The organism is Streptomyces sennicomposti (genome assembly GCF_019890635.1).
GTDB lineage: Bacteria > Actinomycetota > Actinomycetes > Streptomycetales > Streptomycetaceae > Streptomyces > Streptomyces sennicomposti.
Map to the genome: position 1 here is coordinate 1 of NZ_JAIOAB010000067.1, position 18,667 is coordinate 18,667.

The 18,667-nt window shown below is 73.7% G+C and carries 13 protein-coding genes; 4 read left to right on the forward strand and 9 right to left on the reverse strand.

Annotation, left to right across the window (positions count from 1 at the left end):
• Nucleotides 1–147: 147 nt before the first annotated feature.
• Nucleotides 148–1,470 carry an LCP family protein gene (locus tag K7787_RS27135; protein ID WP_199294119.1) on the reverse strand — a complete coding sequence of 441 codons (1,323 nt, stop codon included), beginning with the start codon at nt 1,468–1,470 and terminating at the stop codon, nt 148–150.
• Nucleotides 1,471–1,591: 121 nt separating this feature from the next.
• On the opposite strand from K7787_RS27135, the gene K7787_RS27140 reads away from it, so the two are divergent.
• Nucleotides 1,592–2,149: an acyl-CoA thioesterase gene (locus K7787_RS27140; protein WP_043260912.1), complete on the forward strand. Its 558-nt coding sequence runs from the start codon at nt 1,592–1,594 to the stop codon at nt 2,147–2,149.
• A 630-nt stretch (nt 2,150–2,779) separates the two neighbouring features.
• Here K7787_RS27140 and K7787_RS27145 read toward each other — a convergent pair.
• On the reverse strand, nt 2,780–4,285 hold the full coding sequence (locus K7787_RS27145) for an LCP family protein (RefSeq protein WP_223003268.1): 1,506 nt from the start codon (nt 4,283–4,285) through the stop codon (nt 2,780–2,782).
• 127 nt (nt 4,286–4,412) lie between these two features.
• Between K7787_RS27145 and K7787_RS27150 the strand changes: the two genes are divergently transcribed.
• Nucleotides 4,413–5,444 carry a glycosyltransferase family 2 protein gene (locus K7787_RS27150; protein WP_009188974.1) on the forward strand — a complete coding sequence of 344 codons (1,032 nt, stop codon included), beginning with the start codon at nt 4,413–4,415 and terminating at the stop codon, nt 5,442–5,444.
• A 105-nt stretch (nt 5,445–5,549) separates the two neighbouring features.
• On the opposite strand, the gene K7787_RS27155 is transcribed toward K7787_RS27150, so the two are convergent.
• From K7787_RS27155 to K7787_RS27170, 4 genes are all read right to left on the reverse strand, one after another.
• Nucleotides 5,550–7,169: an LCP family protein gene (locus K7787_RS27155; RefSeq protein ID WP_169439140.1), complete on the reverse strand. Its 1,620-nt coding sequence runs from the start codon at nt 7,167–7,169 to the stop codon at nt 5,550–5,552.
• 142 nt (nt 7,170–7,311) lie between these two features.
• Nucleotides 7,312–9,117 (reverse strand): LCP family protein, encoded by a 1,806-nt coding sequence (locus K7787_RS27160; protein WP_169439141.1) that lies wholly within the window; start codon nt 9,115–9,117, stop codon nt 7,312–7,314.
• Between the two features lie 227 nt (nt 9,118–9,344).
• A complete protein-coding gene (locus K7787_RS27165; RefSeq protein WP_223003280.1) occupies nt 9,345–10,634 on the reverse strand; it encodes an LCP family protein in 1,290 nt (429 codons plus the stop codon).
• An 824-nt stretch (nt 10,635–11,458) separates the two neighbouring features.
• Complete coding sequence (locus K7787_RS27170; RefSeq protein WP_164388781.1) at nt 11,459–12,214, reverse strand: TIGR03089 family protein; 756 nt, start codon at nt 12,212–12,214, stop codon at nt 11,459–11,461.
• Nucleotides 12,215–12,346: 132 nt separating this feature from the next.
• Here K7787_RS27170 and K7787_RS27175 point away from each other — a divergent pair, with 132 nt between their 5' ends.
• Nucleotides 12,347–13,786, forward strand: coding sequence for a peptidoglycan recognition protein family protein (locus K7787_RS27175; RefSeq protein ID WP_223003281.1), 1,440 nt, complete (start codon nt 12,347–12,349; stop codon nt 13,784–13,786).
• A gap of 131 nt (nt 13,787–13,917) precedes the next feature.
• Nucleotides 13,918–15,000 (forward strand): mannose-1-phosphate guanylyltransferase, encoded by a 1,083-nt coding sequence (gene manB, locus K7787_RS27180; protein ID WP_223003269.1) that lies wholly within the window; start codon nt 13,918–13,920, stop codon nt 14,998–15,000.
• Nucleotides 15,001–15,109: 109 nt separating this feature from the next.
• On the opposite strand, the gene K7787_RS27185 is transcribed toward manB, so the two are convergent.
• The 3 genes from K7787_RS27185 to cofD all read right to left on the reverse strand — a co-directional run bounded on the left by K7787_RS27185 (nt 15,110) and on the right by cofD (nt 18,533).
• Nucleotides 15,110–16,156 carry a DNA-3-methyladenine glycosylase family protein gene (locus tag K7787_RS27185; protein ID WP_223003270.1) on the reverse strand — a complete coding sequence of 349 codons (1,047 nt, stop codon included), beginning with the start codon at nt 16,154–16,156 and terminating at the stop codon, nt 15,110–15,112.
• A gap of 83 nt (nt 16,157–16,239) precedes the next feature.
• Nucleotides 16,240–17,577, reverse strand: a complete 1,338-nt coding sequence (locus K7787_RS27190) for a coenzyme F420-0:L-glutamate ligase (protein WP_223003271.1) — start codon at nt 17,575–17,577, stop codon at nt 16,240–16,242.
• Nucleotides 17,574–18,533, reverse strand: coding sequence for a 2-phospho-L-lactate transferase (gene cofD, locus K7787_RS27195; RefSeq protein ID WP_027758398.1), 960 nt, complete (start codon nt 18,531–18,533; stop codon nt 17,574–17,576). Before cofD ends, K7787_RS27190 begins: the two co-directional genes overlap by 4 nt.
• Nucleotides 18,534–18,667: the final 134 nt, after the last annotated feature.

Genomic DNA, 18,667 nt, shown 5'->3' on the forward strand with positions numbered 1-18,667 from the left:
CTCGCGGGCCCAGTCGCGTCGTGCCGGCGGCGGCCAGCAGGCCGAGTGCGGCCACCCACCAGAAGGTGTCGGCGAAGGCGGCGTGGACGCGCCGCGCCGGCCGGCCGGGCGGCGCTGTCCTGACCCCGTTCAGGCGCCGGTGTCCGGTCAGTTGCCGGTCACGGTGACCTTCTCGTCGTTCTTCAGCTCGTCCACCAGGGTCTTGACCTTCGCCTTGTCCCAGACGAGGTTGCCGCCCCTGGAGCCCGAGATCGGCATGTTCATGGAGGTGCCGTCACCGCCGCTGACGCCCTTCATCGCCCAGAACATCGACGCCAGGTCCCACAGGCCCATGTCCTTGTCGACGATCAGGGAGTCCAGGCCGGCGCCCATCGTCGGATAGAACTTGAACGGGTTGAGCACCGTGGACGGCGTGGCCACCTCGTGCGCCAGCGCGGACAGGAACTTCTGCTGGTTCTTGGTGCGCTGGAGGTCGGAGGCGGCGAAGGCGTGCCGGGTGCGGACGAAGGCCAGCGCCTGCTGCCCGTTGAGCGTCTGCTTGCCCGCCTGGAAGTCGGCGCCGGACCACTTGTCCTTGAACGGCTTGTCGATGGTCATCTCGACGCCGCCCACCGCGTCCACGATGTTGGCGAAGCCGGCGAAGCCGATCTCGACGTAGTGGTCGATGTGCAGACCGGTGTTGTACTCGATGGTCCGCACCAGCAGCGTCGGGCCGTCCTCGGCGTAGGCCGCGTTCAGCTTGGTGCGCCGCCCGGTCGCCGGGTACGTCTTGCCCGACTCGGCGCCCTTGTACGACGGTATCTCCACGTCCGAGTCGCGCGGCAGCGAGATCAGCGTGTCGCCGTTGTCGCCGACGTGCAGGATCATCATGGAGTCCGTGCGCTTGCCGTCGGCGGAGCCGGTGTGCAGCTTCTTCTTGTCCTCGGCGGACAGCCCGGCCCGGCTGTCGGAGCCGACGATCAGGTAGTTGGTGCCCTCGCCGCCGTCGGGCCGGTCGATGACCTTGGACAGGTCGACGTCCCGGTGGAGCTTGGAGTCGGCCCAGAAGTAGGTGGCGACCGAGGTCACCACCACGACCGTGGCGAGCGTGATCGCGGTCCACTTGATCCGGCGCCGCCAGTTCGGCGCGGGGCGCGGACCGCGCGGGCGGGTGCCGCCGGGACCTGCCGGGCCGCCGCCACCGCCGGGAGCGCCGTAGACCTGGCCGGTGTTGTAGCCGCTGTCGTAGCCGGCCGGGCCGTCGGCGTAGTTCTGGCCCTCGCCGCCGTCGACGTACGACGGCTGCCGCGGCACCTGGGGCGGCGCCGAGGGGCGGCCCCGGCCGCCGGGGGCGCGCTGTCCGGGCGGCACCTGGCCGCCGCCGCGCCGCACCTGGCGCATCACCTGTGCGCCTTCCGGCTGCGCCCCGGCGCTGCCGCGTCCGTACCGGGGTCCGTCGTCGTCGGACCACCCCTCGGGCCATTCATTCATGTGGACCAGTGTGCCGGGCCGCACGGTGTGCCTTACAAGGGCCGTCGGAAAATCAGGGCCCCGCTGTTGCGAAGCTGACACACATCGGACCGAATTGTCGCCTCGGCATAAGGTGGAGGCCATGACAGATCAGTCCTCGGCCGTGGAATCCGGCGCCCCGGAGATACCGGGCAAGCCGACCTCGGCGTCCCGCACCACCCTCAGCCACATCATGACCCACAACGACACCAACCTCCTGGGGACGGTGCACGGCGGTGTGATCATGAAGCTGGTCGACGACGCGGCCGGCGCGGTGGCCGGCCGGCACAGCGGCGGTCCCGCCGTCACCGCGTCCATGGACGAGATGGTGTTCCTGGAGCCCGTCCGGGTCGGCGACCTGGTGCATGTGAAGGCCCAGGTCAACTGGACCGGCCGGACCTCCATGGAGGTGGGCGTGCGGGTGCTGGCCGAGCGCTGGAACGAGTCGACGCCGCCCACTCAGGTCGGCTCCGCCTACCTGGTCTTCGCCGCCGTGGACGCCGACGGCCGGCCGCGCATCGTACCGCCGGTCCTGCCCGAGACCGAGCGGGACAAGCGGCGCTACGAGGAGGCCCAGATCCGCCGCACCCACCGCCTGGCCCGCCGCCGGGCGATCAAGGAACTCCGCGAGAAGCGCGCGGCGGAGGGCTTCGAGGACTGAGCCGCCCGGCTCAGTCCCCCAGGCGCCGACCCGGCTCAGTCTCCCGAGGCGCCGCCCAGGCCCGGCCCGGTCTCCCGGGACCCGGCCCGGTCTCCCGGGACCCGGCCCGGTCTCCCGGGACCCGGCCTGGTCTCCCGAGGCCGCCCGCCCGGCCCGGTCTCCCGGGACCCGGCCTGGTCTCCCGAGGCCGCCCGCCCGGCCTGGCCTCCCGAGGCGCGCCGACCCGGTCCGGCCTCCCGGGGCGCCCGTCCGGCCCGGTCTCCCGAGGCCCGGCCTGGCCTCCCGAGAGGCCGACCCGGCCCGGTCTCCCGGGACCAGGCCTGGTCTCCCGGGACCCGGCCTGGTCTCCCGGGGCTCCCGCCCGGCCTGGCCTCCCGAGGTCGCCCGCCCGGCCTGGCCTCCCGAGGCGCGCCGATCCGGCCCGGTCTCCCGGGGCGCCCGCCCCGCCCGGTCTCCCGAGGCCCGGCCTGGCCTCCCGAGGCGCCGACCCGGCCTGGCCTCCCGAGGCCCGGCCCGGTCTCCCGGGGCCCGCCCCGGCCCAGTCCGCCGAGGCCCTCGGCCCCGGTGGCCCGGAGCCTTCGGCCCCTCGCGCCACCGGGCTCCGCGCCCGGCCTCCTCAGGCCGCCGCCCTCACTCGCAGGTCACCTCGTCGCCCCGTACCACCTGGGTGGCGCGCTTGACCGGGTCCTCGACGCGGACCGGGCGGACCGCGCGGAAGTCGGCGCCCGCGATCACGCGCATGGTCGCGCCCATGCCCGGGACGGCCCGCAGCTCGCTGCCCGGCAGGGCGGCGGCCACCGACCGCGCCGAGCGGTCCCAGCGGGGGTCGTAGAGCACGGCGGTCCGCTTGACGCCGCGCTCGCGGGAGTCCACCGGCGCCTTGGTGGTGACGAACCCGGCCCCGGCCAGCGCGGTGTCCACCCGTCGGCCGAGCCCGGCCGTGTCGGTGCCGTTCTCCACCTGCACCCGGACCCGCTGCGGGGCGATCTCCACCGCCGCGGACCCGTCCGTGCGCGGGGCCGGCTTGTGCGGGGCCAGCGGCCGGTCCTCGCGCAGCGAGCGGAACAGCTCGGCCGCCTTGACCGGGTCCCACTTCACGGTCGAGCCGAGGCCCTTGACCGGGAAGGCGGTCTGCGCGATCGGGACGGTGGTGAACTCCGAGGAGGAGGGGGAGAAGTTCCGCATCGCCCGCCCCAGGTCCAGCAGCTCGTCGGTGTGGAAGCCCCGGTCCGCGCGGACCGACCCCAGCACCGCCCGGGTCACGTCCCGGAACCGCATCGGGTTCAGCAGCACCCGCGAGGCGGTCGCCCGCTCCAGCAGCGCGGCCAGGAACCGCTGCTGGCGCTGCATCCGGCCGAAGTCGTTGCCCGAGTCGACGTGCCGGGAGCGGACGTACTGCAGGGCCTGGCCGCCGGTCAGGGTGTGCGTGCCGGCGGGCAGGTCGAGGCCGGTGTAGGCGTCCTTGAGCGGTGCGGCGGTGCACAGCGGCACCCCGCCGAGGACGTCCACGGTGCGCATGAAGGTGGTGAAGTCCACCTCCAGGTAGTGGTCGATCTTCAGGTGCGTCATGTCCTCGACCGTGCGCACGGTGAGGTTCGGGCCGCCCTCCGCGTACGCCGCGTTCAGCTTCACCGGGTGCGCCGCGTGCTGCTTGCCGGTGACCTGGTCCACGTGGGCGGGCAGCTCGACGTAGGAGTCACGGGGCAGGCTGACGACGCTGGCCCGCTCCCGGTCGCTGGAGACGTGCACGATCATCATCGTGTCCGTGCAGTGGCAGGGCTGGCCGCCCAGCCGGTACGTCCGCCGCTCCTCCTCGCTGATCTTGTCCCGGCCGTCGGTGCCGACCAGCAGCACGTTCATGCCGTGCCCCGTCGGCGGGCGGTTCTTCATGTCCCGGAAGGGATCGACCCGGCTGATGTCGGCGTCCAGGCTGGAGACCACCGCGTGCCCGATCCCGGCGGAGGCGAGCAGCACCACCGACAGGGTGGTCGCCGCCCGCATGGCCCAGCGCGGTCTGCGCCGCGGCACGGGCGCGTAGGGCAGCTGGTCCGGCCGGGGCGACGGGGTCAGGGGCGGGCGCGGTCCGCGGCGCGACTGCGCGGGCGGCCGGGGCGGCCGGTGCGACGTGGTGGACATGGGGGACACCTCCGCTTATGGCGTGGGTGGACACCGTGAGCACCGTAGGGCCATACGATCGGCTGACCGGTGCGCGGGCCCCCGCGGCGCGCACCGGTGTCCCCCGTTCGCGGTAACGTGAGCACCGATGAACGCCAAGCCCGACGTGCGGTTCCCCGCCGTGTCTGTGATCATGCCCGTCCTCAACGAGGAGCGGCATCTGCGCGGGGCCGTCGAAGCGATCCTCGCGCAGGAGTACGCCGGCGAGATGGAGGTCGTCATCGCCCTGGGTCCGTCCACGGACCGCACGGACGAGATCGCCGCCGAACTCGTACGGAACGACCCGCGCGTGCACACGGTCCCGAACCCCACCGGCCGCACCCCCGCCGCGCTGAACGCCGCGATCAAGGCCTCGCGCCATCCGATCGTCGTCCGCGTCGACGGCCACGGCATGCTCTCGCCGGACTACATCGCCACCGCGGTACGGCTCCTGGAGGAGACCGGCGCGCAGAACGTCGGCGGCATCATGCACGCCGAGGGCGAGAACGACTGGGAGCACGCGGTCGCCGCCGCCATGACGTCGAAGATAGGCGTCGGCAACGCCGCCTTCCACACCGGCGGCCGGGCCGGCCCGGCCGAGACGGTCTACCTGGGTGTCTTCCGGCGCGAGGCGCTGGAGCAACAGGGCGGCTACAACGAGGAGTTCATCCGCGCCCAGGACTGGGAGCTGAACTTCCGCATCCGCGAGGCGGGCGGCCTGATCTGGTTCTCGCCCGAGCTGCGGGTCTCCTACCGCCCCCGCCCGAGCGTGCGCGCGCTGGCCAAGCAGTACAAGGACTACGGCCGCTGGCGGCACGTCGTCGCCCGCTACCACGAGGGCTCCATCAACCTGCGTTACCTCGCCCCGCCGACCGCGGTGTGCGCGATCGCGGCCGGGATCGTGGTGGGCGTCGCCGTGACCCCGTGGGCGCTCGTGGTCCCGGGCGGCTATCTGGCGGCGATCGCCGCCGGTTCGGTGCCGGCCGGCAAGGGCCTGCCGCTGAAGGCGCGGCTGCGGATACCGGTGGCGCTGGCCACCATGCACATGTCGTGGGGCTGGGGCTTCCTCACCAGCCCCAGGTCGCTGGCGAGGAAGGTCATCGCCTCCCGCCGCCCGGCGGTCGTCACCACCTCCGGCTGACCGCCCGCGGGCCACGGCGTCACGAAGGGTCCCTCCCGGCCTCGGGAGGGACCCTTCGGTCGCCTCGGGAACCGCCGGCGGCGGGACTTCACCGCCGGCCGGGCCTCACCACTGGTACGGCTTGTACACGTCCATGCACTGCTTGGTGTCGGCGCCGTTGATGGCGTCGGAGTTCTCCGGGATGTCGCCCGCCTTCGGCACCGCTTCCTTCGGATAGGAGTCGCCGGTGCGCCAGTCCGCGCCCACCACCAGGGTCACCCCGGAGACGTCCGTGGACTTCACCACCGAACTCGTGGGGATGCCCAGCGCCTTGGCGACCTGCTCGGCGTCGCCCTTCAGCTCGGCGCTCGGGTAGCGGACCACCGTCTTGTCGGCGGCCGGCGTCACCGACGCGTCCGCCGCCGCGTTGGTGAAGCCCTTGCCCTCCAGTACGTCGCTGATGTCGGCGGCCCGGTGGCGGACCGCGGCGAGCGCGGAGGTGCGGGTGCCGTTCTGCACCATGACGCCGATCTCGCCGGCCGGGTGCGCGGGGGTCGTGGACGCCTGTGCCGTGCCGGTGTCCTTCTTCGCGCCCGAACCGCCCTCGCTCGCGTCGCCGTTGGCGTCGAGGGGCACGTCGTCGCGGAGCATCTTCCAGATCTTCTCGGCGTCGGCCCCGTCCGGCACGACGTGGTCCTTGTTCTGCGGGTCCTGGACGTTGGGCATCGTCACCATGGTGATCCGGTCGGTGGGGACCGTCTTGAGCTGCATGGCCAGGTCGTACAGCTTCTTGACGGTGCCGATCTCCTCGGAGACCTGGAGCGACTTGGTGGCCGCCTCGGCCAGGTCCATCAGCCGGCCGGTGTCGGTGAAGACGTTCTGGCTCTTGAGCGTGCGGATCATCGAGTTGAGGTACATGTGCTGGGCCCGGGCCCGCATCAGGTCGCTGCCCCAGGCGTGCCGGGTGCGCAGCCACTGGAGGGCCTGCTCGCCCTGGACCTTGGTGGTGCCGGCCTTCAGCTTCAGCCCGGAGCCGCCGCGCTGGCTGGCCGTCGAGCGGTCCCACACGTTCTGGTTGACGCAGACGTCGACGCCGCCGATGGCGTCCGCCATGCTCACCACGCCCGCGAAGTCGATCGTCATCCAGTGGTCGATGTAGACGCCGGTGAGGTCCTGCCAGGTGGCGAGGGTGCAGCCGGCGCCGCCGCGGGCCAGCGACTCGTTGATGATGGTGTCGACCGGCTGGTACTCCTTGCCGGTCTTGGGGTCCTTGCACTGGGGGATCTGGACGCGGGTGTCGCGGGGGATGCTCACCACGGCGGCGCTCTTGCGGTCCGCGGACAGGTGGATGAGCATCTGCACGTCGCCCAGCGGCGGGTTGCCCCGGTTCTCCTTGCTGCCGCCGAGGGCGACGTTGGCGTCGGAGTTACGGCTGTCGGAGCCGATCAGCAGGATGTTCACGGGCGTCTGGCCGGCCGCGTTCGGCTCCGTCTTGTGCGCCTTGGAGTCGCCGCCGCTGTCGCGCTCGCCCTTGCGTATGTTGCCGTTGAGATGCTCGTAGTACAGGTATCCGGCGCCGGCCGTCCCGAGTATGACGATCGCCAGCACCGTCGCCGACCAGCGCAGCACCCGCCTCTTGGGACGTCTGCCGCCCGTGCCGCGACCGCCGTTGCCGCCGCCCTTGCCCCCGCCGCCGTGCCGGCCGCTGCCCTCCGTCGCGCTGCCACCCCGCGACGCCAGAGGCATCGTGTCATCGACCGCAGGCCCCTCCCCGCGCAGACCGCTCTGGGTCAACTCCCCATCCTCCCCACCCTGATGCTGCCATCGAACAGGCCTGTCATTCGTCCTGTGAGACGTATGACAGGCCCGTCAGGTCACACGGTTGTGCTCAACTGGCGCACTGAACCTTGTCCGCGGTGGACTGCCCCTGGACCGTGGGCGCCTTCGTCGGAGCGGTCAGCGAGATCCCCGCGCCCTTGAAGTCCTTGCCCAGCGTCAGTGTCATCGCGGGCAGCCCCTGCGCGTTGGTCACGCTCTCGCCCGGCTTGAGCGCGGACCCGGACAGCCCCATCAGCGAGGCGAGTTCACGGGCCTGGTCGGCCTGGTCGGGGGCGTACTCGAGCTGGGTCTTGTCGAGCTTCTCGGGGGCGTTGCTGCCGTTCTCCGACTTGGTCACGCCCTTGACGTTCTGCAACCAGGTGAGGGTCTCCTGCGCGGAACCGGGGGGCGCCCCGCCGTTGAGGATGCGCACCCGCACCTCGGAGGGCGCGGACTTGGCGCCCTTCAGCCGGGCGGCCTCGGCGTCCTTGGCCGCCTTCTCCTTCTTCTTCACGTCGGTGAAGGAGACGTCGTTGCTGATGGCGTCGAAGACCTGGGGAGCCTGGCTCTGATCGACGATGACGGTCTTGTGGACCTTGCCGTCGGCCGGGTTGTCGAGCACCGGCACGGTCAGGAAGGTGATGTTCTTCGTCGGCACCTTCTTCAGCTCCAGGGCCATGTCCTTGAGCGTGCTGACCTTGTCTATGCCCTGGTCGACGGTGAGCGCCTTGGTGGCGGCGTCGGCCAGGCTGTACAGCTTCGTGGGGTTGCTGAGCGTGTCGCCGGAGGCCATCTTGCGCATCAGCGAGCTGAGGAACTGCTGCTGCGCCTTGATCCGGTCCAGGTCGCCGTGGTTGCCGAAGCTGTGCCGGGTGCGCACGAAGGCCAGCGCCTGCTCGCCCTCGATCGTGGACTCGCCGGCGGGCAGCTTCAGGTGCGAGTCCTCGTCGTCGACCGCGTGCTTGAGGCACACCTCGACACCGCCGACCGCGCTCGTCAGCGTCTTGACCGCGTTGAAGTCGGCCATCATGAAGTGGTCGGGGGCGATCCCGGTCACTTCCTTGACCGTGCGCATGGTGCAGCCGGCGTCGCGGCCGTCCTGGCCGAGGCTGGTGTTGAAACGGACGTTCTCCGTCCCCGGGATGACCTTCTCGCTGCCGTCCGGCTGCTTGGTCGGGCAGTCCGGCACGTCCACGATCAGGTCGCGGGGGATGCTCAGCGCGGTCGCGTTGGTGCGGTCCTTGGAGACGTGCAGCAGGATGTTGGTGTCCGCGTGGCCGACGCTCCCCTTGTCGCCGTAGCCCTCGTTGCCCTTGCCGGTGCGCTTGTCGGTGCCGATGATCAGCAGGTTGAACGCCTCGTCCTTGCTGAAGCCGTTCTTGGCCGCGCTGCCGACGTCGGTGCTGCTGATGTTGCCCTCGAGGTGCTTGAGGACCAGATAGCCGGCCGTTCCGGCGCCCACCAGGACGAACGCCATGGTGCCGCCGGTCCACATCAGGGCCTTCTTGGTCTTCGACTTCCTGGCCTTCTCCGGCCGCCGCCCCCGCCGCCCGGGCAGCGGCTCCTCCGGCGGCGCGCCGCGGCGGCGGCGCTGGCCCGGCACCGGCCGGGCGGGCGCGTCCTCGCGCGACTGCTCCCGCGCGGGCGCGCCGCCGCGCCGGCCGGCCGCCGGTCCGGCGGCCGCACCGCGCGCACCCTTCGCGGCGGACGCACCGGGTGCGCCCGCTCCGCGGGAGCCCGCTCTGCGGGGGCCGGGGATCGGCGACTGCGGAGCGGAAGGCGTCAGTCGCAGTTCGTATTCGCCGGTGTCCGGATTGAGCACCCACTGGTCTGCGGGGTCGATGTCGTCCGCCCGCCCACGGCCTTGCGCGTCCACGGTTGTCCGAATCCTCCGTCGGGGCCACGCGGCGCCTTCCCCCTCAAAGGCGCTCAGGTCTGGTCACACAGTGCACGACCCCAGGGAGACCTCGCGGCCGGTTGCACCGGATCGCTCACACTATCCGGCCGGTTGAGCATTCAGCGACGCCGGTGACGAATTCCACGTCCCTACAAGGGGGCAATCCGCCCATTTCCCTGGACAAAAGTTCGCCTTTGGCCGCGGTTTTACCCGCACGCGTCCTCGACGGCGGTGTTGCCGGTGAACGCCGGGGTGGGAGAGGGCGGGTTCCCGAAGGCCGCGGCCCGCTCACCGGTGTTCAGCGCGCCGTCGAAAACATACCGAACGTAGTCGCCCGACCGCACAGGAGAATCGCCTTCCGGGGTGCGGGGCGCAGGCCCCGCCGCGGGCCCGGATTTCGATTCCGGGGAAGCCGAATTGCCGCCCTTCGCGCGGGAATCCCGCGGAACGCCCTTCACCACCTGCACCGGCTCGTCCGCCCGCAGCCGGGCGAACAGCTGTCCGGCCGCCGGCTGCACCAACTGGTCGCGGTTGGCGTCGCGGGCGTACGCCTCGCGCGGCACGGTCAGGAACCGCACCTGCCCGGTGGGGATGTCGCGCAGCCCGCGCACCAGCTGGTAGAGCCCGCGCAGGCTCGCCAGGGCCGGATCGGCGGTCAGGGACCGGGTGGCCGCGTTCAGCACGGGATACAGCTTCGCCGGGTTCAGCAGCACGTCGTCGCCGCGCGCCTTGCCGAGCAGCGCGCCGAGGAACCGCTGCTGGCGCTCCATCCGGTCGGTGTCGCTGCCGTCGCCCAGCGACTTGCGGGCGCGGACGTAGCCGAGGGCCTGCTCGCCGTTCAGGGTGACCCGGCCCGCCGGCAGCCGCAGCCCGGCGTCCTTGTCGTCCACGGGCTCCTTCAAGCACATCGGCACGCCGTCCATCGCGTCCACCAGCTGCTTGAACCCGCTGAAGTCGACGGCCAGGTGATGGTCGACGCGGATGTCGGTCAGCTTCTCCACGGTACGGATCGTGCAGGCCGAACCGCCGGTCTCGTAGGCGCGGTTGAGCGCGGTGAGCGCCGGCGCGCTGCTGCTGCCGTCCGGGCGGTGACAGCCGGGCACGCGCACCATCAGGTCCCGGGGCAGCGAGACGGCGGTGGCGCTGCGCCGGTCGGCGGCCAGGTGCAGCAGGATCACGGTGTCGGAGCGCTCGGTGCCCGAGTCGTGCCCGTAGTGCCGGTTCCCGCCGGCGCGGGTGTCCGAGCCGATCAGCAGGATGTTCTGCGCGCCCTTGACCAGGGCGGTGGGCCGCTCCTTCTCGTAGCGGCGCAGCTCGGCCGCGGCGTCGTCGTCGGCGGTGATGTTGCCGCTGAGCGTCGTGTACGCCGCGAGGCCCGCCCCGGTGCCCCCGGCGACGAGGACGGCGAGCCCGAGCGCGCCGCCGCGCAGCCGGTTGCGGCGCCGCCGCCGGGCCAGACCGGCGCCGGTGGCCGACGCCCGAAGACCGGGGCCCATGGCCGCCCGGGCCCGCTCCTCGGTCTCCTCGTCCGGCCCACCTGCCCCGCGGGTCACCTCAGCACCCACCCTCCTGCCGTACGGACGCCCGTGCTGCTCCTACGACCATGCCCCGGGGGGAGGGAAGGGGCGGGATGGTGGTGGGCCGGACGGGGGAGGGGGACTGCCCTCCGGGCGCTGGAGGGGCGACGCGGAGAGCCCTACGGGCACTGGAGTGGCGGCGCGGAGAGCCTTCCGGGCGTGCGGGGACGGACTTCGGGGCGTGCGGGAACGGCCCCCCGGGCGGGGAGGGGACGCCCTCCGAGCGGGCTGGGCACGAGGACGCCTTCCGGGCCGGGCCGGGGAGCGGGCGGCTGCCGCGGAGGGGAGACGCTGTGGTGCGGCGGTGACCTCTGGCCGGGCGCGCGGGCGCGTTCGGGGCCGGGGAGCGAGTGGTCAGGCGCACGGACGCCCTCCGGGCCGGTGGGGGACCGGGCGGCCGCCCCGGCGGAGAGGCGCTGCGGCTGGGGCTCTCGCCGGACTGGGAGGGTACGGCCCTCGGGCAGAAGCGGACGCCCTCTGGAGCGGGTGGGGGAGCGGGTGGCCGCCGCGGAGTAGAGGCCCCTGCCTGGGGCCCTGACCCGGCCGGGCGCGCGGACGCTCTCCGGGCCGGGTGGGGAGTGGGCGGCTGCTGCGGCGGTGAGGCCCTGCGGCACGGCGGCGCTCCCCGGCCACGCGCGGACGCCTTCCGGGCCGGGCCGGGGAGTGGTCGCCAGGCGTGGCGGCCCCTCCGGCCGGCCGGAGGATCAGCACTTCGGGGAGGCCGCCGGCCCGGCCTCCGTACCTCACCGTGCCGTGGCGGTGACCCGTTCGCTCTCGATGCGCTTGGCCAGGGCGTCCTCGTCCAGCCGGTCGAGGTGGCGGCACAGCACCACCGAGCCGCCGGCGGCGAGCGGGGCGTACAGACCCGCGCTCAGCCCCTCCCAGGTGTCGTACGGCAGCCCCGACAGCAGCCGGGAGCCAGGCCCCGTCAGATCCAGTCCCGGCGCGTCGGCGCGGGCCCGCTCCACGACCTCGGCGGACGTGTACTCCGCCCCGGCCACGATCAGCGCCGGCTCCTCCGGGTCCACGGGCGCGAACGGCGCGAACCGGTCGCCCTGCGACGGCACCTCGACGGCGTAGTCGGCGAAGCCCGCGGGCGGCTGCGGAAACCGCCCGCCCAGCGGCCGCAGCGCCAGCGCCACCCGCTCCCCGGAGCAGGCGCGCGCGGCTTCCAGCGTGTCCGGGCCGCTGACGACGACGTCCGCCGCCGCCGGATCGCCGCCGACGTCCGCGACCGCGCCCACCGACGCGCACGCCAGCAGCCACACCGCGGTCTGCCAGTGCGCGGGCAGCAGCAGCGCGACCCGGTCGCCGGGCGCGGCGGCGAGGTCCCCCTGGAGGAGGTTCGCCGTCTTGGCCACCCAATTGGCGAACGTGGCCACGGACAATTCGACGCGTTCGCCCGTGGCGTCGTCGTAGAAGGTCACCAGGGGGCGCCCGGGGTCCGCGGCGAGCGCGGAACTCAGCAGGTCGGCAGGGGTGCGTTCGACGGCTCTCACCCGCGCAAGCGTACGCCGCCCACCGCCCCGCGCGCCGCGTGCCGCCCACCGCCGGGCCGTGGGCCGGCCACCGGTTCGGCGGAACGTCAGCCGACGCACCGTCAGTTCCTGGATGGACAGATATGTATGACTATGTCCAAGATCAGGAGCATGCGTCGATACGGATTCCTTGCGTCCTCGATCGGTGTCACGAGCGCGGCGGCCCTCGCCCTGTCGCCCGCCCTCCCCGCGACCGCGGCGACCGCCGCGACCGCCGCGACGGCGAGACCGGCGACCGGCCGGACCGCGGCCGCGCCCGCGTCCGTCCCCGGCAGCACCCAGTCCCTGCCCCTCGCCCCGCGCACCGCGGACCGCCCCGGCGACCGCGCCCTCGCCCCCTTCGAACGGAGCCTGTACCGCGCCCGCGTACGGCACTTCTCCCTCGTCGGCGTCGTCTGGGACAACCCCGACGTCCACCTGCGCGGCAGCGTCCAGATCCGCACCCGCTCCACCGCCACCGGCGCCTGGTCCGGCTGGCAGGACGTCGACACCCACAACGCCGACCACGGGGCCGACCCCGGCACGGCCGAGCGCACCACCGGCCATGTCCGCGGCGCCACCGCACCGCTGTGGGTGGGCGACTCCGACGGCGTCGACGTGCACGTACGCGCCGACACCGGGGACCGGGCCGGCGGTGACGACGGCGGCGACGGTGACGGCGGGGCCGCGCAGCCTTCCGTCCCGCTGCCCGACGGGCTGAGCCTCGAACTCGTGGACCCCGGCGACGAACCGGCCGCCGCGGGCCCCGAGTCCGACCAGGCGCGCACCGGCGAACTGACCGAGGAGGCGACCGCCGCCTCCGCCGCCAACGCCGCCCTCGTCCCGGTCGGCGCCGCCGAGATCCCCGAACTCGGCCGCGAGGACACCGAACGCGAGATGCTCGACCTGCGCGGCGGCGAACTGACGGCGGATCAGCGCGCCAAGCCGCATGTCGGACCGCGCCCGCGCATCGTCACCCGGCGCGGCTGGGGCGCGGACGAGTCGCTGCGCGCCCACGGCTTCGCGTACACGAAGAAGGTCAAGGCGGTCTTCGTCCACCACACCGCCACCGGCAACAACTACCGCTGCTCACAGGCCCCGTCGGTGATCCGCAGCATCTACCGCTACCACGTCAAGAGCATGGGCTGGCGCGACATCGGCTACAACTTCCTGGTCGACAAGTGCGGAACCATCTACGAGGGCCGCGCGGGCGGCGTGGCCAAGGCGGTCCTCGGCGCCCACACCATGGGCTTCAACAGCGACAGCATGGGCGTCGCCGTCATCGGCACCTACAGCAAGACCAAGCCCGCCAAGGCCGCCGTCACGGCCGTCGCCCGGCTGGCCGCGTGGAAGGTCGGCCTCTACGGGATGAATCCGCGCGGAAAGACATATCTGAAGTCCGGCGGTGGCAACCTCTACCAAAAAGGAAAGAACGTACGCCTGAACGTGATCTCCGGCCACCGCGACGGCTTCGCCACCGACTGCCCGGGACGTCAGCTCTACGGCAAGCTCGGCTCGATCCGCTCGTCGGCGGCGCGCTACCAGGGCCGCTGAGGGCCTCCGCGCCGCCGGGACCGCCGAGGAAAGAGCCGCGCGGCGCTGCGTGAGGGCGGCACGAGGTGCTGCATAAACTGTCCGGCCGAACGACGAGAGCGGCCGGTCCCGGCAGGAAGCGGAGACGACAGGTGACAGAAGCGATCCTCCTGGTCGGCGGCAAGGGCACCCGGCTGCGTCCGCTCACCGTGTACACGCCCAAGCCGATGGTGCGGGCGGCCGGGGTGCCGTTCCTCACCCATCAGCTGGCCCGGGCCAAGGCGGCTGGCGTCGAGCACATCGTGCTCGCCACGTCGTACCTGGCGGAGGTCTTCGAACCGTACTTCGGCGACGGCTCCTCCCTCGGCCTCCATCTGGAGTACGTCACGGAGGACGAGCCCCTCGGCACCGGCGGCGCCCTCCGCAACGTCGCCTCCCGACTGCACTCCGGCCCCGACGACCCGGTTCTCGTCTTCAACGGCGACATCCTGACCGGCCTGGACATCCGCGCGCTGGTGCGCACCCACGAGGAGACCGGCGCGGACGTCTCCCTGCACCTGACGAAGGTGACGGACCCGAGGGCGTACGGCCTGGTCCCGACCGACGGGACGGGCCGCGTCCTCGCCTTCCTGGAGAAACCGCAGACCCCCGAGGAGATCGTCACCGACCAGATCAACGCGGGGGCGTACGTCTTCCGCCGCTCGGTCATCGACACGATCCCGCAGGGGCGGCCCGTCTCGGTGGAACGCGAGACCTTCCCGGACCTCCTCGCGGCCGGCGCCCACCTCCAGGGCCTGGTGGACTCCACCTACTGGCTGGACCTCGGCACCCCGGCCGCCTTCGTCCGCGGCTCGGCGGACCTCGTCCTCGGCCGCGCGCCCTCGCCGGCCGTCCCCGGCCGCTGCGGCGACCGCCTGGTCCTGCCCACGGCCGTCGTCGCCCCGGACGCCAAGCTGACCGGCGGCACGGTGGTGGGGGAGGGGGCGTTCGTCGCCGAGGGCGCGCGGGTGAGCGGCAGCACGATCCTGCCCGGCGCGGTCATCGAGCCCGGCGCGGTCATCACCGACTCCCTGATCGGCACCCGCGCCCGCATCGGCACCCGCACCGTCCTCACCGGCACGGTCATCGGCGACGGCGCGGTCATCGGCCCGGACAACGAACTGCGCACCGGAGCGAGAATCTGGTGCCACGCCGAAATCCCAGCAGCCGCAGTCCGCTTCTCCCCGGACGAGTGAGCCCGCCGCATCTCCGGTCACCGTCCAACCGGAAGCGCCCCGCGCAACCCCCCCAACTGCCGGGCGCGCAGCCCACCCCCCAAGGCGAGCCCAGCTCACCCCGAACCCCTCAGAACCGCCCGATGTCCCCCCGAGTCATCCGCGGCCCCCGCCGTTCCGGCGCCCTCCCGCTCAGCAGAATCAACCGCGCAGCCCGATGCCGCTGCCCCGCATACGGCTCCAGCAGCCGCAACATCTCCGCGTCGTCGGCGTACCGATCCCCCGCCAACGCGAACCCCACGATCCCCGGCAGATGCAGATCCCCCACGGTCACCGCATCCGCCGCCCCATGACTGCGCTGCACCGTCTCCGCGGACGTCCACGGCCCGATCCCCGCCACCAGCTCCAGCCGCGCCCGCGCCGCCTCCGGAGGCATGCCCGCCGCCTCCTCCAGCCGCGCGGCGACCCGCACCGCCCGCAGCACCGTCGCCGCCCGCTTGTCCTCGACGCCGGCCCGGTGCCACTCCCAGGAGGGAATCAGCGCCCAGGTACGCGGCGTAGGCATGACGTACATCGACACCGGCACCGGTCCGGGCGCGACCTCCCCGAACTTGCGCACCAGCGTCCGCCACGCCGCGTACGCCTCCACCGTCGTGACCTTCTGCTCCAGGATCGACGGGATCAGCGACTCCAGCACCAGCCCGGTCCGCGTCAGCCGCAGCCCCGGCCGCCGGTGCCGGGTCACCGCGAGCAGCCGGTGCCGGGGCGCGAACGCGGCCGGATCGTCGGCGGCCCCGCACCACTCGGGCAACCGCTCCAGCAGCCACTCGGCCCCCGGCCCCCACGCCTCCCCGCGCACCTCGCCGCCGTACGCGCACACCCGCAGCGTCCCGGGCCCCAGCGGCGTGCGGCAGGCCCGCCACACCGAGCCGTCGGGCAGCGCCCGGAACGTCGGATCGCCGGGCCCGCGCCGCAGCGGCCCGAGCACGAGCCCGAGGTCCAGCGGCCCGTCCGGCGCCCAGACCCGCACCCGCCCCGTCGCCGCCCCGGCGCCCGCCTGCCGCGGCACCCCACCGGCAGGCGCCCTGGCACCGGCGGACGCCCCCGCGCCGGGCACGGCGACATGCCCGCCGCGCACGGTCGTACGCGTGGGCCGCGGAGCGAACCGTCCTGCCACGAAGAAAGATCCCGAAAACGCCGAAGAAGCGAAGGTGCCGAAAGTGCCCGAGAAGCGCTACGAGCCTAGACGCTCACCCGCCCTCACAGCGCCACGACGAACGTCTCCGCGTCCCGCTCCGGCCGTTCCCGAGGCGCCTCCGCCGGATGCCCGACCGCCACCGCCCCCATCGGGTCCCACCCGGCGGGCAGCCCCAGCACCTCCCGCACCACGTCCCGGCAGAACATCGTCGAGGACACCCACGCCGAGCCGAGCCGCTCCCCGGCCAGCGCGACCAGGAAGTTCTGCACCCCGGCCCCGGCGGCCACCACGAACATCTCCCGCTCGGCGCCGTCGCGGCGCGCGTCGCCGTAGGTGTGCGAGCCGTCCATGACGAGACACGGCACCACCAGATACGGCGCGCCCCGCAGCACGTCCCCGCGCCGCACCCGCTTGGCGATGGACTCCTCGCTCTTGCCGTCGCGCCGCAGATCCGCGATCCACGCGTCCCGCATCGCGTCCAGCAGCCGCGTGCGGACCTCGGCGGTCTCCAGCAGCACGAACCGCCACGGAGTGGTGTGGTGCGGCGCGGGCGCGGTCACCGCGGCGGCCACCGCGCGCCGCACCGCGCCGGGATCGACGGGCTCGTCGGTGAAGGCCCGCACGGTACGCCGCTGGGTCACCGCCTCCCGTACGGCCTCGGAGGTGCCGAGCCGGAACATGTCGTCGCGCGCGTCGCGCACCAGGGCCCGCGCGCCCTCGCCGTCGCCGTCGGCCAGCACGTGCGGCAGGCCGCGCACCACGGCGACGGGCAGCCCGGCGGCCTTGCCCTTGACCAGGTCGCCGGCGGCGGCGAGTTCGTCGGCGGTGGCGACGACGGTCGCGCTGAGCGGGTTGCCGTGCGCGTCGGCGCCGCCGCGCAGGTCGTCCAGGACGCGCAGTCCGGCCGCGCCGATGGCGACGTCGGTGAGCCCGGCCCGCCAGGGGCGGCCGAAGGTGTCGGTGACGACGACGGCGACATCGACGCCGAGGGCGTCCCGCAGGCCCTCGCGGATCGCCCGCGCGGAGGCGTCGGGGTCCTCGGGCAGCAGCAGCACGGTGCCGGGCCGGGTGTTGGAGGCGTCGACCCCGGCGGCGGCCATGACCAGCCCCTGCCGGTTCTCCACGATGCGCAGCGGCCCGCGCCGGGCCACCACCCGCACCGTCTCGGCGTCGATCGCGGCCTCCCGGTCGGCCGCCTCCACCAGGCGCCCCTCCGCCTTGGAGACGATCTTCGAGGTGACGAGCAGCACGTCCCCGTCGGCCAGAGCCGGTTCCGCGGCGGCGATCAGCTTGGCCAGGTCGTCGCCCTCGGCCACCTCGGGGATGCCGGGCACGGCCCACACCCGGAACGCGGGGGCCGCCGCGCCTTCCGGGCCGGCCGCCGTCGGGGCGCCGCTCATACGGCCCGCACCTCCTCGGCCAGGGCCAGCGCCTCGCGCGCCATCTGCGCGGCGGCGTCCACGTCGGTCATCATCAGCGGCACCGCCCGGCAGCGGATGCCGGCCGCCTCCACCCGCTCCACCGAGGCCTCGTCCACCGTGTCCACGAGCCAGCCGTCCAGCAGCCCCGAGCCGTAGTGCTCGGCCACCGCGGCGGCCGTGGACTCCACGCCCACCGCCGCGAGGACCTTGTCGGCCATCCCGCGCACGGGCGCGTCCCCGACGATCGGGGACAGGCCGACGACCGGCACCCCGGCCTCGGCGATCGCCTCCCTCATGCCGGGCACGGCCAGGATGGTGCCGACGGAGACGACGGGGTTGGACGGCGGGAAGAGCACCACGTCGGCCGCGGCGATCGCCTCCAGCACGCCCGGCGCCGGCTTGGCCTGCTCCGCGCCGACCGGCACGACCGCCTCGGCCGGGACCGAGGCCCGCAGCCGCACCCAGTACTCCTGGAAATGGACCGCCTTGCGCTCGCCGTCCAGTTCGACGGCGACATGGGTCTCCACCCGGTCGTCGGTCATCGGGATCAGCTTCACGCCCGGCTGCCAGCGGTCGCACAGCGCCTCGGTGACCGCGCTGAGCGGGTATCCCGCGCCGAGCATCTGGGTGCGCACGATGTGCGTGGCGAAGTCCCGGTCGCCGAGCCCGAACCACTCCGGGCCGACGCCGTACGCCGCGAGTTCCTCCTTGAGGTGGAAGGTCTCCTCGGCGCGACCCCACCCCTGTTCCTCGTTGATGCCGCCGCCGAGCGTGTACATCACCGTGTCCAGGTCCGGGCAGACCTTCAGCCCGAAGAGGTGGATGTCGTCGCCGGTGTTGCCGATGACCGTGACGTCCGCGTCCGGCACGGCCTTCTTCAGACCGCGCAGGAACCGGGCGCCACCGATGCCGCCTGCCAGAACCACAATCCGCATGCGCCCAAGTCTGGCAGGCGGGTCCGACAACGCGGTACGCGGTCGCGCCCGGCACCCGCACGAGTGCCCGCCGCCCCTCGCCCGCCCGGCGTCCCGCGCACACGCGCCCGCCGCCCGCACGCGCGTCCGCCGCG

Excerpts from the sequence above, each read along its gene's own strand:
- K7787_RS27155 (WP_169439140.1), bottom strand. The coding sequence starts at position 7,169 with ATGCCTCTGGCGTCGCGGGGTGGCAGCGCGACGGAGGGCAGCGGCCGG.
- K7787_RS27135 (WP_199294119.1), bottom strand. The coding sequence starts at position 1,470 with ATGAATGAATGGCCCGAGGGGTGGTCCGACGACGACGGACCCCGGTAC.
- cofD (WP_027758398.1), bottom strand. The coding sequence starts at position 18,533 with ATGCGGATTGTGGTTCTGGCAGGCGGCATCGGTGGCGCCCGGTTCCTG.
- K7787_RS27175 (WP_223003281.1), top strand. The coding sequence starts at position 12,347 with ATGTCCAAGATCAGGAGCATGCGTCGATACGGATTCCTTGCGTCCTCG.
- K7787_RS27150 (WP_009188974.1), top strand. The coding sequence starts at position 4,413 with ATGAACGCCAAGCCCGACGTGCGGTTCCCCGCCGTGTCTGTGATCATG.
- K7787_RS27190 (WP_223003271.1), bottom strand. The coding sequence starts at position 17,577 with ATGAGCGGCGCCCCGACGGCGGCCGGCCCGGAAGGCGCGGCGGCCCCC.
- K7787_RS27140 (WP_043260912.1), top strand. The coding sequence starts at position 1,592 with ATGACAGATCAGTCCTCGGCCGTGGAATCCGGCGCCCCGGAGATACCG.
- K7787_RS27145 (WP_223003268.1), bottom strand. The coding sequence starts at position 4,285 with ATGTCCACCACGTCGCACCGGCCGCCCCGGCCGCCCGCGCAGTCGCGC.
- K7787_RS27165 (WP_223003280.1), bottom strand. The coding sequence starts at position 10,634 with ATGGGCCCCGGTCTTCGGGCGTCGGCCACCGGCGCCGGTCTGGCCCGG.